The 18,009-nt window shown below is 68.0% G+C and carries 16 protein-coding genes; 8 read left to right on the top strand and 8 right to left on the bottom strand.

The window, feature by feature from the left end:
* Nucleotides 1–42: 42 nt before the first annotated feature.
* From VKH46_09425 to VKH46_09410, 4 genes are all read left to right on the top strand, one after another.
* On the top strand, nucleotides 43–705 hold the full coding sequence (locus VKH46_09425; protein ID HKB71051.1) for a helix-turn-helix domain-containing protein: 663 nt from the start codon (nucleotides 43–45) through the stop codon (nucleotides 703–705).
* Entirely contained in the window at nucleotides 705–1,517 is an 813-nt protein-coding gene (locus VKH46_09420) for an alpha/beta hydrolase (GenBank protein ID HKB71050.1), read from the top strand. Before VKH46_09425 ends, VKH46_09420 begins: the two co-directional genes overlap by 1 nt.
* Nucleotides 1,518–1,715: 198 nt before the next feature.
* Complete coding sequence (gene lepA / locus VKH46_09415; GenBank protein ID HKB71049.1) at nucleotides 1,716–3,515, top strand: translation elongation factor 4; 1,800 nt, start codon at nucleotides 1,716–1,718, stop codon at nucleotides 3,513–3,515.
* A 13-nt stretch (nucleotides 3,516–3,528) separates the two neighbouring features.
* Nucleotides 3,529–4,182, top strand: a complete 654-nt coding sequence (locus VKH46_09410; protein HKB71048.1) for a cyclase family protein — start codon at nucleotides 3,529–3,531, stop codon at nucleotides 4,180–4,182.
* A 45-nt stretch (nucleotides 4,183–4,227) separates the two neighbouring features.
* Here VKH46_09410 and VKH46_09405 read toward each other — a convergent pair whose 3' ends face one another.
* The 4 genes from VKH46_09405 to dprA all read right to left on the bottom strand — a co-directional run bounded on the left by VKH46_09405 (nucleotide 4,228) and on the right by dprA (nucleotide 8,386).
* Nucleotides 4,228–4,425, bottom strand: a complete 198-nt coding sequence (locus tag VKH46_09405; GenBank protein HKB71047.1) for a hypothetical protein — start codon at nucleotides 4,423–4,425, stop codon at nucleotides 4,228–4,230.
* 12 nt (nucleotides 4,426–4,437) lie between these two features.
* The gene (locus tag VKH46_09400) at nucleotides 4,438–4,647 is read right to left on the bottom strand and encodes a hypothetical protein (protein ID HKB71046.1); all 210 of its coding nucleotides are present in this window, start codon (nucleotides 4,645–4,647) and stop codon (nucleotides 4,438–4,440) included.
* A 40-nt stretch (nucleotides 4,648–4,687) separates the two neighbouring features.
* A complete protein-coding gene (gene topA, locus VKH46_09395) occupies nucleotides 4,688–7,201 on the bottom strand; it encodes a type I DNA topoisomerase (protein ID HKB71045.1) in 2,514 nt (837 codons plus the stop codon).
* A gap of 81 nt (nucleotides 7,202–7,282) precedes the next feature.
* A complete protein-coding gene (gene dprA, locus VKH46_09390; protein ID HKB71044.1) occupies nucleotides 7,283–8,386 on the bottom strand; it encodes a DNA-processing protein DprA in 1,104 nt (367 codons plus the stop codon).
* An 83-nt stretch (nucleotides 8,387–8,469) separates the two neighbouring features.
* On the opposite strand from dprA, the gene VKH46_09385 reads away from it, so the two are divergent.
* From VKH46_09385 to VKH46_09370, 4 genes are all read left to right on the top strand, one after another.
* Nucleotides 8,470–8,841 carry a tetratricopeptide repeat protein gene (locus VKH46_09385; protein HKB71043.1) on the top strand — a complete coding sequence of 124 codons (372 nt, stop codon included), beginning with the start codon at nucleotides 8,470–8,472 and terminating at the stop codon, nucleotides 8,839–8,841.
* Nucleotides 8,842–8,914: 73 nt separating this feature from the next.
* Entirely contained in the window at nucleotides 8,915–9,535 is a 621-nt protein-coding gene (locus tag VKH46_09380) for a hypothetical protein (GenBank protein ID HKB71042.1), read from the top strand.
* 4 nt (nucleotides 9,536–9,539) lie between these two features.
* Entirely contained in the window at nucleotides 9,540–12,581 is a 3,042-nt protein-coding gene (locus VKH46_09375) for a hypothetical protein (protein HKB71041.1), read from the top strand.
* Nucleotides 12,582–12,603: 22 nt separating this feature from the next.
* Complete coding sequence (locus VKH46_09370; protein HKB71040.1) at nucleotides 12,604–13,392, top strand: 3',5'-cyclic-nucleotide phosphodiesterase; 789 nt, start codon at nucleotides 12,604–12,606, stop codon at nucleotides 13,390–13,392.
* Nucleotides 13,393–13,547: 155 nt separating this feature from the next.
* Here VKH46_09370 and VKH46_09365 read toward each other — a convergent pair whose 3' ends face one another.
* From VKH46_09365 to VKH46_09350, 4 genes are read right to left on the bottom strand one after another with little or no spacing between them, the layout of a single operon-like run.
* The gene (locus tag VKH46_09365; protein HKB71039.1) at nucleotides 13,548–14,774 is read right to left on the bottom strand and encodes an arylamine N-acetyltransferase; all 1,227 of its coding nucleotides are present in this window, start codon (nucleotides 14,772–14,774) and stop codon (nucleotides 13,548–13,550) included.
* Entirely contained in the window at nucleotides 14,771–15,415 is a 645-nt protein-coding gene (gene pdxT, locus VKH46_09360; protein ID HKB71038.1) for a pyridoxal 5'-phosphate synthase glutaminase subunit PdxT, read from the bottom strand. The genes VKH46_09365 and pdxT overlap by 4 nt, the downstream gene beginning before the upstream one ends.
* Nucleotides 15,409–16,293: a pyridoxal 5'-phosphate synthase lyase subunit PdxS gene (gene pdxS, locus VKH46_09355; protein ID HKB71037.1), complete on the bottom strand. Its 885-nt coding sequence runs from the start codon at nucleotides 16,291–16,293 to the stop codon at nucleotides 15,409–15,411. Before pdxS ends, pdxT begins: the two co-directional genes overlap by 7 nt.
* Before the next feature lie 12 nt (nucleotides 16,294–16,305).
* Nucleotides 16,306–17,760: a PLP-dependent aminotransferase family protein gene (locus VKH46_09350; protein HKB71036.1), complete on the bottom strand. Its 1,455-nt coding sequence runs from the start codon at nucleotides 17,758–17,760 to the stop codon at nucleotides 16,306–16,308.
* Between the last annotated feature and the right edge of the window lie 249 nt (nucleotides 17,761–18,009).

The following is an 18,009-nucleotide window of genomic DNA, read 5'->3' as shown; positions in this document are numbered from 1 at the left end:
GTCGCTTGACACAAAGCAGAACTGGAATTCTAATTCGTAATCGTGCCTGCCCGTTCCGAACCCGGCTCCCTCCGCGGGCTGCGGCTTCCCCGCCAGGCGCGCAGCCGCGCGACGCTCGACCGCCTGATGACCGCCGCCGCAGAGCTCCTCGCCGAGCGCCGATTCGAGGAGGCGACGGTCGCCGAGCTCGTGAAACGGGCCGGGTCGTCCGTGGGAGCGTTCTACGCGCGATTCGGGAACAAGGAGGCCCTGCTGCGGGAGCTCGACGAGCGGCTCTTCGAGGCGGGCCGGACGTCGTGGAGGGATTTCCTCGCCGACGAGCGATGGGAGCGCGCGGGCGCCGGGGAGATCCTCGACGCGTTCGTCGGCCGCCTCGTCGCAAAGCGCCGGGAACGCCGCGGCCTCCTGCGCGCGCTCGTCCTTCATGCGCGGGCCAATCCCGGCTCCGATTTCGCGAAGCGGAGCGTCCGGCTGAATCGCCGCCTCGTCGGACGCATCACGGAAATGCTCCTCGCGCGGCGCGGCGACATGGGCCACCCGCGGCCCGAAGAGGCGGTCCCGTTCGCGCTGCAGATCGCGGACAGCGTGACGCGAGACGCGATCGTCTTCGAGGAAGGCGCGCTCGCCCCGAAGCGAAGCGACCGCGCTCTCGAGGCGGATCTCACGCGCGTGATTCGGCTCCATCTCGGCGTGAAGGAGCCGTGATGGCGGTAATGCCGGCGTTCGAACAAATCATCCGGATGGAGGTCGTTTACCGGGTGCCGGGGATGGAAGATGTCACCGTCGAGAGGGACCGCGTCTACATCTCCCCCGGCGGCGAAGCGCTGAGGATGGACGTCTACCGCCCCGCTCGTGGCACAGAGGGCGCGCGTCCGCTCGTCCTGATGATCCATGGGGGTCCGATCCCGAAGCTCGGCGCGAAGAACATGGCCGTTTTCACGTCGTGGGGCCGGCTTCTCGCCGCTTCCGGCCTGGCGGCGGCGACCTTCGATCACCGGTTCCTCGCGCCCGAACGCATGACCGACGCGGCCGACGACGTCGCCGCCGCGCTCGCGCACGTCCGGGAGCACGCCGACGCGCTCGGGATCGACCGGGACCGCCTCGCAGTCTGGGCTTTCTCAGGAGGCGGACCGCTCCTTTCGCTCGCCCTGAAGGGGGCGCCGCCATTCGTTCGGGCGGTCGTCGCCTACTACGCCGCCCTCGACGTCCGGGAGAAGCCTCCCGGCGGGTCTCCAGCGATTACCGACGACCTGCGGCGCGACTTCTCCCCCGCCCACCACGTGCGTGCCGAAGGCGGGCGCACGGCGCCCGTCCTCGTCGCGCGAGCCGGCCTCGACCACCCGTTCCTGAACGCCTCGATCGACCGGTTCGTCGCGGAGGCCCTCGCGGCCAACGCGGAGATCGACGTGATGAACCATCCGAAGGGCCGCCACGGCTTCGATTTCCTCGACGACGATACCCGGTCGCGCGAGATCATCGCGAGGACGATTCAATTCTTGAGGGCGCGCCTCTTCTGACAGCGCCGAGTTAAGCGGCTCGTCCGCTTCAACTCGGCGCCGGGGCCTTCGACTTCCTCGACGAAGACGCCCGCTCGCGCGAGATCATTGCCCGCACGATCGAATTCCCGCGGGCGAGGCTCTTCGCCTTTACGTAGCGCCGAGGACGCGGCGCGGCTCGCGCGGATCTTCCTTTTTCCCATATGATTACGGGTTCTCATGACCGACCCGCGTCTCATCCGCAACTTCTCGATCGTGGCGCACATCGACCACGGCAAGACGACGCTCTCCGACCGCATCCTCCAGCTCTGCGGGGCGGTGTCCGCCCGCGAGATGGGAGAACAGATGCTCGACGACATGGAGCTCGAGCAGGAGCGCGGGATCACGATCAAGGCGCGGTCCGTCACGCTCCACTACCCGGCGCAAGACGGGAAGACCTACACGTTCAACCTGATCGACACGCCCGGCCACGTCGACTTCTCCTACGAGGTCTCCCGGTCGCTCGCCGCCTGCGAGGGGGCCGTGCTCGTCGTCGACGCGACCCAGGGAGTCGAGGCGCAGACGCTCGCCAACGCGTATCTGGCGATCCACAACAATCTCGAGATCGTGCCCATCATCAACAAGATCGACCTGCCGTCGGCCGAGCCGGACAAGGCGAAGGAGCAGATCGAGCAGGTCGTGGGTCTGCCCGCGCACGACGCGGTCCTCGTCTCGGCCAAGCAGGGCACGGGGGTGGCGGAGGTCCTCGAGCGCATCGTCGAGCGGATCCCGCCCCCGAAGGGAGATCCGAAGGCGCCCCTGAAAGCCCTGCTCTTCGACTCCTGGTACGACCCCTACCGCGGCGTCACGTCCCTCGTGCGCGTCCTCGACGGGACGCTCGCGGCGGGGAAGAAGATCCGGTTCATGAACACCGGCCAGGAGGTCGAGGTCGAAGAGGTCGGGATCTTCTCTCCGAAACCGGAGAAGGTCGAGGCCCTCTCGGTGGGAGAAGTGGGCTTTCTCTGGGCGAACATCAAGGACCTGCATTCCACGAAGATCGGCGACACGATCACCGACGCTCGGCATCCCACGGCGGAGCCTCTTCCCGGGTTCGAGGAAGCCAAGCCGATGGTCTTCTCGGGCCTCTTCCCGACCGATGCCGGCGACTACCCGGCGCTCCGCGACGCGATGGAGAAGCTCCGGTTGAACGACGCCTCGTTCTCCTGGGAGCCGGAGACCTCGACGGCGCTCGGCTTCGGATTCCGCTGCGGGTTCCTCGGGCTCCTCCACATGGACATCGTCCAGGAGCGCCTCGAGCGCGAATTCAACCTGGAGCTCATCACGACCGCGCCGTCGGTGAACTACCGCGTGCGGACGACGTCGGGCGACTTGCTCGAGGTCGACAACCCCGCGAAGCTCCCGCCGCCCCAGAACATCGAGAGGATCGACGAACCGTTCATCACGGCGACGATCATCACCCGCGACGATTTCCTCGGCGGCCTCCTGAAGCTCTGCGAGGAGCGGCGCGGCACGCAGCAATCGATGGAATACCTCTCGGCCAACCGCGTCGTCCTCACCTACGACTTCCCGTTGAACGAAATCGTCCTCGACTTCTACGACAAGCTGAAGTCGCTCTCGAAGGGGTACGCGTCTTTCGACTACCAGCTCTCCGGCTACCGGGAGGGAAAGCTCGTCAAGCTCGACATCCTCGTCAACGGAGAGCCGGTCGACGCGCTGTCGCTCATCGTCCACGCGGAGGAGGCCTCCCAGAAGGGGCGCGAGCTCGCCCGGAAGATGCGCGAGATCATCCCGCGGCAGATGTTCGAAGTCGCGATTCAGGCCGCCATCGGCGCGAAGATCGTCGCCCGCGAGACGATCTCGCCGCTGCGCAAAAACGTGATCGCCAAGTGCTACGGCGGCGACATCACCCGCAAGCGCAAGCTCCTCGAGAAGCAGAAGGAGGGGAAGAAGCGCATGAAGCGCGTCGGACGCGTCGACATCCCGCAGGAGGCGTTCCTCGCGGTCCTGAAGGTCGACTGAGGCGGCGAACGCGGTGAGCCGCTTCGTCGAGCTCAGCCACACGATCGAGCACGGGACGCTCACGTATCCCGGCCTTCCGGCGCCCGAGATCTCCGACTTTCTCGGCCGCGAGGAATCGCGCCGGCGCTACGCGCCCGGGACCGAGTTCCAGATCGGGCGGATCACGATGGTCGGAAACACCGGCACCTATCTCGATTCGCCGTTCCACCGCTACGCGGGGGGCGCCGACCTCGCGGAGCTGCCGCTTTCGAGCCTCGCGGACCTGCCCGGGATCGTCCTCCGCGCCGCAGGCTCCGCGCGCGCGATCGGCGCGGACGCGTTCGAGACGCTCGACGTCGCCGGCCGCGCCGTCCTCGTGCACACCGGCTTCGACCGGCACTGGGGGACGCCGGCGTACTTCGAGAGGAACCCGCACCTGACCGCCGGCGCGGCCGCCTGGCTCGCGGAGAGCGGCGCCGCCCTCGTCGGCATCGACTCGGTCAACGTCGACTCGATCGACGGCGGCGAGCGCCCCGCGCATTCGGCGCTGCTCGCCCGCGGGATCCCGGTCGTCGAGCACCTGACGGGGCTCGCGGCGCTCCCCGATTCCGGTTTCCGATTCTTCGCGGTCCCGCCGAAAGTGCGCGGGTTCGGGACTTTCCCGGTCCGGGCGTTCGCGATTTTGTAGGCGCGGCCACCGGCCGGCGCCGCAACCGAATTCCGATCCGGGAAACTATCGGGGTCGCCTTCGTCCGTCCTTGGCGCGCCGCGTGAACGGCGTCGCCACGGGATTGCGCCGGCGCTCGGGCCCTTCGTACCCGAGCGGAGGATGCTTCTCGTACATGCAGGAGGGACAGTACGGGTTCCCCTCGACGAGATAGAGGAGCCCTCCTTTTCCGCACATCGCGCACGCCGAAGGAGGAGGAGTCATTTCAGATCTCCGTCATCCCTTCGCGGGCTTCTTCCCCTTGAAGTCGCCTTCGCGGCGGAGATACATGGTCGGCGCCTGACGGCGCCGGCGCTCGGGTCCCGTGTAGCGCAGCGGCGGCCGCTTCTTCGACAGGCATGAAGGGCAGTAGGGGGACCCTTCGAACATGTAGATGACCCCTTCCTTGCCGCACGCCGTGCACGACAGCCGGTCCGATGCGCTCACGTCTCCTCCGTTTGGACGTCATTGTAAGGGCAAGATGCGGTTACCGGGCCAGGTTTCTCCTGTAGCCGCATTCCGGGTTGTCGCAGAAGAGAAACGTCCCCTCCTTCTTCGTGCTCTTCTGGAGCAGGTAGGGGCGTCCGCAGTTCGGGCAGGCCTCGGGGACGGGCTTGTTCCGGAACGCGAAGTCGCATTTCGGATAGTTGGCGCACGGATAGAAGAACCCGAAGCGGCCGCGGCGCTCGATGATCCTTCCGCCGTCCTTCGGGCACGCCACCCCGGTCTCGACGACCGGCTTCGGGGGGCGGTACTTGCACTTGGGATAGTTCCCGCACGCGACGAACTCGCCGAAGCGGCCCCGCTTCTTCACGAGGTCGCCTCCGCACTCCGGGCACTTCTCTCCCGTCGGCTGCGGCTCCGATGCCGCCCGGCTCGCCGCCGCGGCGATCGCGACCGTGTTGCGGCACTTCGGGTAGGCCGAGCAGCCGAGGAACGGGCGGTCGCCGGCCTGCCGGAGCTTCATCGGCGAGCCGCACTCCTCGCACGTCTGGTTCTCGTATTCCGAGAGGTCGGTGGCGTCCTCCTCGGTTTCCGGGACGTGGTACGTGAACTCGCAGTCGGGATATCCCGAGCAGGCGATGAAGAGGCCGTTCTTCCCCATCCGGATCTTCAGGGGCTTGCCGTCGTTGGGGCAGGTGTCGGCGATCTCGGGGACGAGGGCGAATCCGAACGCTTTCCGCGCGTCGCGGAGCGGGATCCCCGCCTTCTGGGAACCCATTTTCGCGAGCGCGCGATCGCGGTCCTTGCTGAATTTCTTGTCGAAGTCGGCGAGCGCTTTCGTCCAGGCGATCTTCCCCTCCTCGACCCGGTCGAGCTCCTCCTCGAGGCGCGCCGTGTAACCCGTCTCGAAGAAGTCGTCGAAGTACGGGATCAGCATCTCGATCACGACGCGTCCGAGGGTCGTCGGGTAGAAGCGCTTGTCCTTCTTGCGGACGTACTCGCGGTCCTCGATCTTGCGCAGGATCTCGGCGTACGTCGAGGGGCGGCCGATGCCGTTCTCTTCCATGTACTTCACGAGCGAAGCCTCGTTGAAGCGCGGCGGCGGCTGCGTGAAATGCTGCTCCGGGGCGAGCCCGACGAGCCGCACGGTCTCGCCTTCGGCGAGCGGCGGGACCGCCGAGCCGCTTTCCTTCTCGGCCGATTCTTCGTCGTCTCCCGCGACGCCGTACACGGCGAGATACCCCGGGAACCTCACCGTCGATCCGGATGCGCGGTAGCGCGCCTTCCCCGCCGCGACGTCGGCCGTCACCACGTCGTAGACGGCCGGGTTCATCTGGGAGGCGACGAAGCGCTCCCAGATGAGGCGATAGAGCTTCGCCTCTTCCGACGAGAGCGAGCCCGCCACCGCCGAGGGCGGCAGGTCCATCATCGTCGGACGGATCGCCTCGTGCGCTTCCTGCGCTCCGGCGCGCGACTTGAAGAAGCGCGGCGATTCCGGGAGGTGGTCGGCGCCGTAGACGCGGAGAATGTGGTCGCGCACGGCCGTGAGCGCGTCGTCGGACGTGCGCGTCGAGTCGGTCCGCATGTAGGTGATGAGACCCACGGTGCCCCGACCCGGCACCTCCCGCCCCTCGTAGAGCCGCTGCGCGATCTGCATCGTGCGCCGGACCGAAAAGCCGAGCCGCCGCGAGGCCGCCTGCTGGAGCTGTGACGTGATGAAGGGCGGCGGCGAGGACTTCTTCCGCTCGGTCTTCTCGACGCGCTCGACGATCCAGGGCACCGACTCGATCTCGCGCCGGATCCGCGCGGCCGCTTCCCCGTCGGCGAGCTTCGGATCCGTGCCGTCGAACTTCAGCTTCTCCCCGTCCCACGAGAAGAGCCGCGCGGGAAACTCGGGAGGCGCCGCGGCGGCGAGCTTCGCGTCGGTCGCGACGGCAAGCCGCGCATCGGTCGCGGCGGCAAGCCGCGCATCGAGCGTCCAGTACTCGACGGCGACGAACGCTTCGATCTCCTTCTCGCGCTCGCAGATGATCCGCAGCGCGACCGTCTGGACGCGCCCGGCCGAGAGCCCGCGCCAGATCTTCTTCCAGAGGAGATCGGAGACTTCGTACCCGACGAGCCGGTCGATGATGCGGCGCGCCTGCTGCGCGTCGACACGGTCCTCGTCGATCGAGCCGGCGTTCTCGACGGCGGCCTGGACCGCCTTCTTCGTGATCTCGTTGAACCGGGCCCGCTTGAACTCGACTTTGCCGCTGCCGGGCTTGAGCTCCTGCAGGAGGTGCCAGGAGATCGCTTCTCCTTCGCGGTCGGGGTCGGCGGCGAGGTAGACGCGGTCGGAGGCCCGGGCGGCCTTCTTCAGATCGCCGAGCGTCTTCTCCTTCCCCTTGAGCACCTCGTAAGTCGGCTTGTAGCCGTTCTCGCGGTCGACGCCGAGGCCCTTTCGGGGCAGATCGCGGACGTGGCCGTAGGACGCGAGCACCTTGAAGTCCTTCCCGAGGAACTTCTCGAGCGTCCGCGCCTTGGCGGGCGATTCCACGATGACGAGAGATTTAACCAATGTTGTTCATTCCTTCCCGAACGGAGCTCGGACGGCCGAAACCCGCCCGTGCGGCGTAAAACGCGGATCATACGGTGCCTGTCAAGGCCTCCCGCCCCCGGCGAGGGCGTAGAGCCCCCCCGGAAGGCATCGGAGCACCCCCCTCGCCTCGAGGTCGAAAAGGATCGCGAGCAGCGAGGATGTCGGGATCTGCGTGGCCTCCGCGAGGTCGTCGGCGTCCCACGCTTCGTCCCCGGCCATCGCGGCGACGACCCGCGCCGCCTCCCCCTCGAGACCCGCCGCCGGGCCGCTTTCGACCGGGCGCGTTCCCACCGACGGGAAGAGCTCCGTCAGGACGTCTTCGGCGCCCCGGCAGAGGATCGCGCCGTCCCGAAGGAGGGCATGGCACCCGTCCGACGATTCCGAGCGGATCGAGCCGGGGACCGCGAAGACGTCCCGCCCGAAGTCGTTGGCGAGCCGCGCCGTGATGAGCGACCCGCTCCGCCGCGCCGCCTCGACCACCACGATTCCCGACGCCATCCCGGCGATCACCCGGTTGCGCACCGGGAAATTCGCCGGCAGCGGCCTCGTCCCCGGCGGCTGCTCCGAAAGGACGAGCCCGTCGGCGGCGATCCGCCTCCACAGCTCGGCATTCTCCTTCGGATAAGGGACGTCGACTCCCGATCCCAGAACCGCGATCGTCCCTCCGGGATTCCCGATGGCGGCCGCGTGGGCCGCCGCATCGACCCCCCGCGCCATACCGGAGACGATGCACACGCCGGCAAGGGAGAGGTCGGCGGCGATGCGCGCGGCCACTTCCCGGCCGTACCGCGTCGCCGCGCGCGCCCCGACGATCGCCACGGCGGGAAGCGCCAGGCGCTCCGGATCGCCCGCGGCCCAGAGGACGAGCGGCGCGTCGGGGATCTCGCGCAGGAGCGCCGGGTACGCGCCCTCGAACGGGTTGAGCAGGCGGAATCCCGATCGCTCGGCGGCGGCGACCTCCGCCGAGACATCGACGTCGAACGGCCGGGCGAGCAGCCGGGCCGCCGTTTCCGAGCGAACAACACCCGCCCACCGCGAAGGCTCCCCGCCGACGAGCTCGCGCCATCCGCCCGCGGCGTCGCACGCCTTCCAGAACCGGCGAAGCGACAGCCCCGGGATCTTCGACCAGGCGAGGGCGAGGCGCGCGGTTTCGGCGACGGGCATTGCGCCATTCTAAAAAGAATCCGGGCCGCCGCGGAGACGGATAGAATACGAGCCGGTTTCGAGGGAGGCGTGTGGCCCGCGGATTGAGGAACTCGATCGGGCTCGCTCTGGCCGTTGCGCTCCTGCTCTCCGCGTGCGCCTCGGGACGCGCGAAGGAGCCGGCGCCGGCGAAGGAGCTCCGCTACGGTGCGCGCATGGCGCGCCTCGGGTTCTGGCAGGAGGCCCGTTTCCGTTTCCAGAAGGTCGTCGACCGGGAGCCGAACAACGCCCGCGCCCGCAACGATCTCGCCGTCGCGCTCGAAGCCAACGGCGATTTCCCCGCCGCGTTCGAGCAGTACAAGAAGGCCGTGTCGCTCGATTCGGCCGACAAGAGCATCCGCCGGAACTACACGCGATTCGCGGAGTTCTACACCGCCTACACGAAGAAGGTCGGGAAGGTGAGCTCTGCTCCGTAAGCGGCGTCTCCTCCTTCTCCCTCTCGCCGCCGCCGCGATCGCCGCCGGCTGCGCCGGCGTGCACCTGGTGAAGATGAAGCTGCCGCTGAAGCCTCGCATTCCGCTCAAGGGGAACGAGCGCGTCGCGATCGCCCCCTTCCTCATCGTCGCGACCGCGGACAAGCCGAAGGACAAGGCGGACCTGGCGGCGATCGACCTCCAGGCGGAGTTCCACCGGTACCTGATCCAGATCCTCAAGAAGAAGACGAAGCTGCAGGTGATCGACCTCGGCACGACGGTCGCGCTCCCCTCGCGGGAGCTCGTCGCGGTTTCGCGCGCCAACGACTTCTGGCGCTCGGTCGGACAGAAGAGCTCGGCCGACGTCGTCGTCTCCGGATCGCTCGAGTTCAAGGTCGAAGACTCGGCCGGCTACAAGACCGAGGAATACGTGTCCCCCGTGACCGGCCAGACCTCCTTCCGCCAGATCTACGTCGAGCGGACCGGGTTTCTCTTCGACATCGTCTTCCTGGTCTTCGACGGGAAGACCGGGGACCGGCTCCTTCAGGACGAGTTCAAGGACTTCCGCGAGCGCAATCGCCGCCGCGCGGACGAGCTGCTCGGCCTCTTCCAGAATCTCTTCTCGCTCGAGGACCAGGTTCTGAACATGTTCGTGCCGCGCGAGCGCGCGGTGCAACGCTACCTCTTCACGCGGTGAACCGATGAGAAAGCTCTTGCGGCGAGTCGTGATGGCGGCGGCGCTCGCGGCGGCGGCCGCGCCCGCATCCGCGCAGTTCGGCCAGAACAAGATCGCCTATGACCGGTTCGACTGGTCGATCTACCGGTCGACGCACTTCCAGATCTACTTCTACCCGAAGGAAAAGGGGTCGCTCGAGAAGGTCGCCTCGTTCGCCGAGAGCGCGTACGACGAGCTCTCGCGCTCGCTCAACTACCAGATTCCCCACCCGATTCCCCTCATCTACTACTCGAGCCACTCGGAGTTCGAGCAGACCAACACCGAGCTCGACTTCATCGACGAGGGCACGGGCGCGTTCGCGCTCCCGTCGCGCGACCGGATGGTCCTCCCGATCGACGTGCCCGACGCGTATCTCCAGACCGTGATCCAGCACGAGCTCACGCACGTCTTCGAGTTCGAGATCCTCTTCCAGGGCAACTTCCTGCGCGCGGTCACCTCGCCGATCCCCCAGTGGTTCATGGAGGGCCTCGCCTCGTACTACGGCCACGATGAGACGAACCGCTCCCGGATGTACCTGCGCGACGCGGTGATCACCGACAACGTGCCGGCGATCGCGCGCGGACAGCAGATCAACCCGTATTTCGCCTACCGGTTCGGGCACGCGGTCTTCGATTTCATCGAGCACGAGTGGGGCAAGGACGCGGTCCGCGACTTCGTTTACGAGTGGCGGACGAGCCTCGCCGGCGGCGCCCAGCGCGTGATCAAGCGCGCCTTCGGACTTTCCGCCGAGGATTTCGACATCCGTTTCCGCCGCTATCTCCGCCAGCGATATCTCCCCGTCCTCACGTCGAAGGGGGAGCCCGTCGACTTCGGCGAGCCGTTCCGCATCAAGGAGAACCAGACGGCCTTCTCCTGGGACGTCTCGCCCGTGCCGTTCCCGTCGGGGGACTTCATGGCCGCGGTCTCGACCTACGACCTCTCCGTGCCGACGCTCAATCCGAGTCCGGACGTCGTCGTCTTCTCGACCCGCGACCGCAAGCTCTTCCGGAACCTTTCGAAGGGGTACACGACCCGCTACGAGTACCTGATCGCCCAGGCGGTCACGATCAGTCTCGACGCTCCGGGCCGGACGATCACGGTCTCGCCCGACGGCAACCACATCGCGGCGTTCGTGCGGCGCGAGCGCGGGCGCGTCCTCGCCGTCTGGAACGTCCTTTCGGGAAAGCTCGAGCGCGAAGTGCCTTTTCCGACCGTCGACCAGGAGCTCGCCCCGAGCTACTCCCCCGACGGGAAGAAGGTCGTCTTCTCGGGCGTCGCCAACGGCCGGTTCGACATCTGGTCGTACGACCTCGACTCGCGCGTCCTCACGAACGTCACCGACGACGAGGGGTACGACGTCGCGCCCACGTGGTCGCCGGACGGGAAATGGATCTACTACTCCTCGACCTCCGGGACCTTCGCGAAGATCTTCCGCGTCGACCCGGCCAACCCGGCGGTCAAGGAACAGGTCACGTTCGGCGACTGGAACGACGAGGATGCGTTCGTCTCCCCCGACGGCGCCCGTCTCTTCTTCACCTCGGATCGCGACGGCGGCGTTTACAACATCTTCTCCGTGGACCTCTCGACCGGCGAGACCTGGCAGCACACCAACGTGATCGGCGGCGCATTCCAGCCGAGCGTTTACGTCGGGAAGGACGGGATCGCGAAGCTCGCCTACTGCTCCTTCTACCGGCAGCGTTACGGGCTGTACGTGGGCGACGTTCAGAAGACGTACGAGCGGCTCGCGGCGCTGAACCCCGCGCCCGTCCGCGTCGGCGCCCACGCGACGGCGCGCTACACCCCCGCGATCGAGGTCTCGCTCGATCCGGAGAAGATCCAGGCGAAGCCTTCGCACAAGCTGTACATCGACAACGCGAACATCGCGGCCGGCGTCAACAGCGACGGCACGCTGTTCTCCGACACGAGCCTGCTCTTTTCCGACAACCTCGGGGACCGGCGCGCGCTCATCAGCCTGCAGTCGATCTCGTCCTACACCGACGTCCACCTGATCTACTACAACATGAAGCACCGGCTGCAGCTCGGCGGAATGCTCTACGACGACCGGGAGTACTTCGTCGGCCTCTCGAGCAGCCCGTCGACGGGATTCATCCAGCGGGACCGGCGCTTCTATCGCGAGACGGGCGCTCTCGGGCTCGCGGCGTACCCGCTCGACCGCTACCATCGGGTCGAGGCGAGCCTGGGCTACGTGTCGCGCTCGATCGACTTCCCGTTCGCCGTCAGCAACATCAACGAGAACAACCAGGTGACGCAGGCGATCATCTTCGCCAACCGCAAGGACGACGACCCGACCGGCTCGCTGACGTTCACGGGAGACAAGACGCTCTACAGCGCCGTCGGCCCCCTCGCCGGGCACCGGTACGCGCTTTCCTATTCCTACACGCCGGACCTGAAGTCGGGAACCGACACGGTGGGCTTCGACCTCAACGGCAATCCGATCACGATCAAGCGCGGGGGGACGCTCACGCAGTCGGTCGCGATCGACTTCCGCCAGTACCTGCGGATCACGAAGCGCTCCGCGATCGCCCTCCGCGCCTTCGGCGTGCGCTCGACGGGGACGATCCCCGACATCTCGTATTTCGGCGGCGTCGACACGCTGCGCGCCTACGATTTCCGCTCGGAGATCGGGACCGAGGTCGCCTTCGGGAACATCGAGTACCGCTTCCCGCTGATCGACCGGATCGTCCTCTTCGGCGGCCTTCCCCTCGAGAACATCCGCGGGAAGGTCTTCGTCGACGTCGGCGCGGCGCATCTCGCCTACGGGAGTCCCTTCCCCTGGCGTTTCTGGAACGGGTCGAGCCACAAGATCACCTACTCCGATCCGATCAACGGGACGACGAACGCGACGTATCAGCCGTACGAGCTCGTCAACGGCAAGGCGGATTACGGATGGGGATTCTCGATCAACCTCCTCGGCCTCGACCTGCACTGGGACTTCGCCAAGCAGTGGACCTTCCGCAAGTCCCTTTCGGGCTTCCGGACCTCGTTCTACATCGGGACCGAGTTCTGATCCGCGGTACAATCGCCGGCGCTTGATCACGCGGGGAAAAGCGAAGAAACGCCTCCGGATACGTGTCGTCGGGCCCTACGGCGGCTCGGCTCCGAACTGCCGGATGACGACGTTTCTCATCAACGGGACGACCGCGCTCGACGCCGGCGCGCTCACGCCCGTCCTCTCGTTGGCGGAGCAGCGCCGGATCGACCGGGTGGTCGTCACGCACGCGCACTTCGACCACGTCGCGACCCTGCCTTTCTTCTTCGAGAACGTCTTCGGCCGGCGCACGCCGATCGAGATCGCCGCCCCGGCTCCCGTGCTCTCGGCGCTGCGGCGGCACCTCTTCAACGACGCGCTCTGGCCCGACTTCACGCGGCTCCCCTCGCGCCGCCGGGCGACGGTCCGCTTCCGTCCGATCGGTCCGGGAAAGGAGTACCGCGCCGCCGGGCTCTCGTTCCGGCCGGTGAAGGTCAACCACATCGTCCCGACGTTCGGCTACCTCGTGTCGGCCGACTCCGGCTCCGTGCTCTTCTCCGGAGACACCGGGCCCACCGCCGCGCTCTGGAAGGCCGCCGATTCGGCCGACGACCTCAAGGCGATCTTTCTCGAGGTCTCGTTCTCGAACGCCCAGGAGGCGGTGGCCCGCGTTTCGAAGCACATGATCCCGCGGTATCTCAAAGCCGAGCTCGCCAAGACCGCGCAGGACGTGCCGGTCTACCTGTACCACATGAAGCCGCCGTCGGCCGCCGCGATCCGGCGCGAGGTGAAGGCGCTGAAGATGCCGCGGCTGCGGTTCCTCGAAGAGGGCCAGATCCTGCGGTTCTAGAAATCCGAAACCCGAAACCCGAAATCCGAAGCACCCGATCCGAAACTCGAAATCCGAAACCCGAAACTTCGAAACTCGAAACGAGGAACTCGAAACAAGCACGAATATCGAAACCGGAAATTCGAAACCGGGCTGCGAGTCTCGGTCATTGGAATTTAGATTTTCCGGTTTGTTTCGGATTTGGTGCTTCGGATTTCGAATTTCGCCCAGAGCCGGCTAAGTGCCAGGAGGTCCATCGCGAGTATCCCCGCGATCCTCCCGCGCCCCATGTCGTTGCTCAGGAACTCTTCCCGCGCGTCGGGGAGATCGGCGAATCGGACGAGGCGCGGCGCGCCCGCGCTCCGTTCGAGCGCGAACCCCGTTTCGGCGAGTCCGCTCGACCGGCGCGCGAGGATGACGTCCTCGGGCCCGACCTCGACCTCCTCGACGAGGGGGGCGCCGGATTCGGGCCGGATCACCGCCCGCCACCGGCCGTCGCCCGTGCGCTCGACATCCGCCTCTCCGAGCCCCGTCAGGAACCGGCGGTAGCCCTCGGGGGTCGCGAGCGCGGCGAACCGGCGCTCGGCTTGCGCGTCCTCGGCATACGCTTCGATTCGCGCGGCCGCCCGCTCGGGACCCGGATCTCCCGCGATCGCGAAGGCGCGCGCGAGGACCGCGCGGTCGATCCCGAAAAGCTCCGACAGCTTTTCGGCGCGTCCCGCGAGCAGAGGAATGCGGGCGCGGGAGTACGCGTCGGTGACGTCGACCGCGCCGCGGAAGTAGCGCAGGACCCGGTGCGCGTCCGGGCGGCGCAGCACGACTTCCTTCAGGAACAGGGAGGTCTTCGAGAACGTCTTCTCCCACGCGGCGCGGAACTCGTCCTCCGAAGCCGGATCGAACGAGAAGTCGATCACCCGTCCGTATTCGGGGCCCGAGACGAACCGGAGCACGGCCGAGCCGCCGGACACTTCGAACTCGCACGATCCGGTCGGCGTGTCGAAGGCGGACGTCTCGAGCGGGATCAGCCGGGGAAGCGGATAGCCGGGATCGGCGAGCCAGGTTCGCCCATCGAGCTCGTACAGGGCGGAGGCGTGGTTTCGCGGCCCCATGATCCCGCCCAGGATCTTCGCCGGCCGGAATCCGAGCGCCTCCGAGAGCGCGGCGAACGCCGCGACACGCGCAAAACAGGTGCCTCCCGTTCCGGACTCGAGGTGGTCGGCCCAGAAGACTTCCGGGAGGCGCGGCTTTTCGGCGATCCCCACGACGCCGGCGTTTCGCACGATCTTCGACGCCGATTCGAACGGGACGGTCCGGTTGAACGCGTCGAAGAGATCCGAGAGATACCGGACGTCCGGAAGGCGCCGGGCGAGACCGAGCGCCTCGAGCACCTCGTCGGCGTTCATCCGGCGAAGATCCGTCGGTGGAGCGACGGCTCGTCGGAGAGCTCCGGGTGGAACGTCGCGCCGTAGACGTTTTCCCTCCTGACCAGGACGGGATCCTCACCTTCCCGGGCGAGGACCTCGACGCCCGGTCCGACGCGCGCGATCTTCGGCGCCCGGATGAAGACCGCCTCGATCGCGGCGCCATCCTCGCCGGTCGCGGTCCCCACGAACGAATCGAGCTGGCGGCCATAGGCATTCCGCACGACGTCCACGTCGAGCACGCCGAGCGACGGCTGCGGAGGGTTCTCGACCCGGGAGGCGAGCAGGATGAGCCCCGCGCAGGTCGCGAGCACGGGCTTTCCGCTTTCGGCGAACTCGGTGAGGGCCTCGCGCCATCCGGGCTCGCGCTCGAAGAATTTCAGGTACGTCGTCGATTCACCGCCCGGAAGCACGAGGCCGGAGACGGACGCGAGCTCCTCCGGCCGGCGGATCTCGCGGCTCTCGACCCCGGCGCGAGCCAGGGCGTCCGCGTGGCGCGCGAAATCTCCCTGAATCGCCAGCACGCCGACGGGCGCCGCTTTCGCGGCGCTCCGCCACCCCTCCCCACGTGGGGAGGGGACGGGGGTAGGGTGCGCGAGGCGCTCGCGCCTCGCGCCTACCATCCGCGGGTCTGCAGCCGCTCCGATTCCGGAAGCGCGGCCGCGTCGAGGCCTTTCATCGCCTCGCCGAGCTCGGCCGAAGCCTCGATGAGCGCGTCGGCGTCCTTCCAGTGGGTCGTCGCCTTCACGATCGCCGCCGCGCGGACGGCCGGGTCGGACGACTTGAAGATCCCCGAGCCCACGAAAACCGCCTCCGCGCCGAGCATCATGCACAGCGCCGCGTCCGCCGGAGTCGCGATGCCGCCGGCGGCGAAGTTGGGCACCGGCAGGGTTCCCTTCTGCGCGACCTCGAGCACGAGCTCGAACGGCGCGCCCAGACGCTTGGCTTCCGACATCAGCTCGTCGCGCGTGAGCATGGTGAGCATCTTCATCTCGCGGTTGACCTGCCGGAGATGCTTGACGGCGTGGACGATGTCGCCCGTCCCCGCCTCCCCTTTCGTCCGGATCATCGCGGCGCCTTCGCCGATCCGGCGCAGCGCCTCGCCGAGGTTGCGGCACCCGCAGACGAACGGCACGCGGAAGTCGTGTTTGTAGACGTGGTTCTCCTCGTCGGCGGGAGTGAGGACTTCCGACTCGTCGATGAAATCCACCTTCAGGGCCTCCAGGATCCGGGCTTCGGCGATGTGGCCGATGCGGCATTTCGCCATGACCGGGATCGAGACGGCCTGCTGGATCTCCCGAACCTTCGACACCGGCGACATCCGCGCGACCCCGCCTTCCTTGCGGATGTCGGCGGGGACGCGCTCGAGCGCCATCACGGCGACGGCGCCCGCGTCTTCGGCGATTCGCGCCTGTTCCGCGTTGACGACGTCCATGATGACGCCGCCCTTCAACATCTCGGCGAGCCCCACCTTCAACCGGAAATCTTCCTTGGTCTCCATGTCCTTCTCTCCTCAGATCGTCGGAATCGCGACCGGCCCCGCCGGACGGGATTCCCGTTGCCACAACGCCCGCGCGAGACGCGCGACGCCCTCGAGAATGGCCTCCGCCGGAACGCGGGAGACCGAAAGCCGAATCGCCGCGACGTCGCGGCCCAGCGGATCGAAATCGATTCCGGGGGAAACCGCCACCCCGTTCTCGCGCGCGCGGCGCGCCGCCTCCCGGCCGCTCGTCCCGGCCGGAAGGAGCAGCCAGAAGAGCGACTGCCCGGGCGTGCCGCCGAGATACGGGATCTCCGGGAGCACGCGCGCGAGCGCCGCGGCGAGAGCGCGCCGACGCGCTTGCGTCTCTTCCGCCCGGCGCGCGCGAACTTCGCGGTCCGCTCCCTCGGCCAGGAATGCGCGCACGGCCGCCTGGATCGGAAGCGGCGTCTGGAGGTCGGTCGCCTGCTTGGCGAGCGCGACCGCCCGCACGATGCGGCGGTCGGCGGCGATCCACCCGAGCCGGAACCCGGGAACGAGCTCCTTCGAGAACGAGCCGAGGGTCGCGACGCGTTCCGGCTCGGCCGCGGAAAGCGACGGCAGCCCCGAGGTCGGCGCGTCGTACCCGTCCTCGACGATCACCGCCCCGGTCGCGCGGGCCGCTTCGAGGAAACGGCGTCGGCCCTCCGCGTCCATCGTGACCCCGGTCGGATTGTGCCGCTCGGGCATGACGTAGACGAGCTTGACCGAGCGGCCCGACAGCGCCGAGAGGTCGCGGCGGGCGCCGTCGACGGGGAGCTCGGCGACGCGGGCGCCGTAGAACCGCAGGAGCGGGATGATCCCGGGATAGGTCGGCGACTCGACGGCCACCAGGTCGCCCGGGTCGACGAACGCCTTGAAGAGGAGGTCGAGCCCCTGCTGGGCCCCGGACGTGACGAGCACGTTCTCGTCCGTCCAGGGCGCTCCCGTCGTCTCCGCCAAACGCCGCGCGATCTCCGCGCGGAGCTCCGGAAGGCCGTGGGGATCCGCGTACTGCCACAGCTCGCGGTTTCGGCGCCCCGTCTCGGCGAGGAGCTCGGCGAAACGGTCGTACGGGAAGTAGCGGTCGTCGGGGGCCAGGCGGGAAAAGTCGGCGACGATCGGCTCGCGGGAGGGGGAACCATCCGATTCCGAGACTCTTTGGATCGCCGAGGAGAACGAGGGCTCCCATCGACCGACGCCCTCCCTCTCCGTCGCGACGACCGTGATTCCGCTCCCCACGCGCGCGCGAAGGGCGCCCTCCTGCTCGAGGGCCCGGATCGCCTTCAGCAGCACCCCCCGGTTGACGCCAAGTCTCTCGGCGAGCTCCCGGGTGGCCGGAAGGCGATCGCCGTCCCGCAGGGTCCCCCGGGCGATCAACGCGCGAATCTGATCCGCCACCTGCTCGGGAAGGGGGCGTAAATCGGCCGGCTGAACCGGCGTGTAGAGGTCGTGAACCAATTGGCTCATTAGCGAGCCAATTTACAGCCGTGCGACTTCCATGTCAAGGGGCGATATGGGGATCGAAGAGTCTCGTGCAGCCGACGTTCACGCCCCATGCTTGCGGAGGGCATCATCGAGGTCGCGGGCGTAGAGCAGGTCGAAGTCCCGGGTGTTCCCCTTTCGCTTCTCGAGGGCGGCCCGGACCGTTTCCTCGATCTGTTCGAGCTCCCTGGCGGTCTCGGCGACCTCGCGGGCGAGCGCCCGGCGGAGCGTCTC

The sequence above is a fragment of the Thermoanaerobaculia bacterium genome (genome assembly GCA_035260525.1).
In the GTDB taxonomy this organism is placed as follows: Bacteria; Acidobacteriota; Thermoanaerobaculia; order UBA5066; family DATFVB01; genus DATFVB01.
This window is presented reverse-complemented; position numbering and strand designations above follow the sequence as displayed.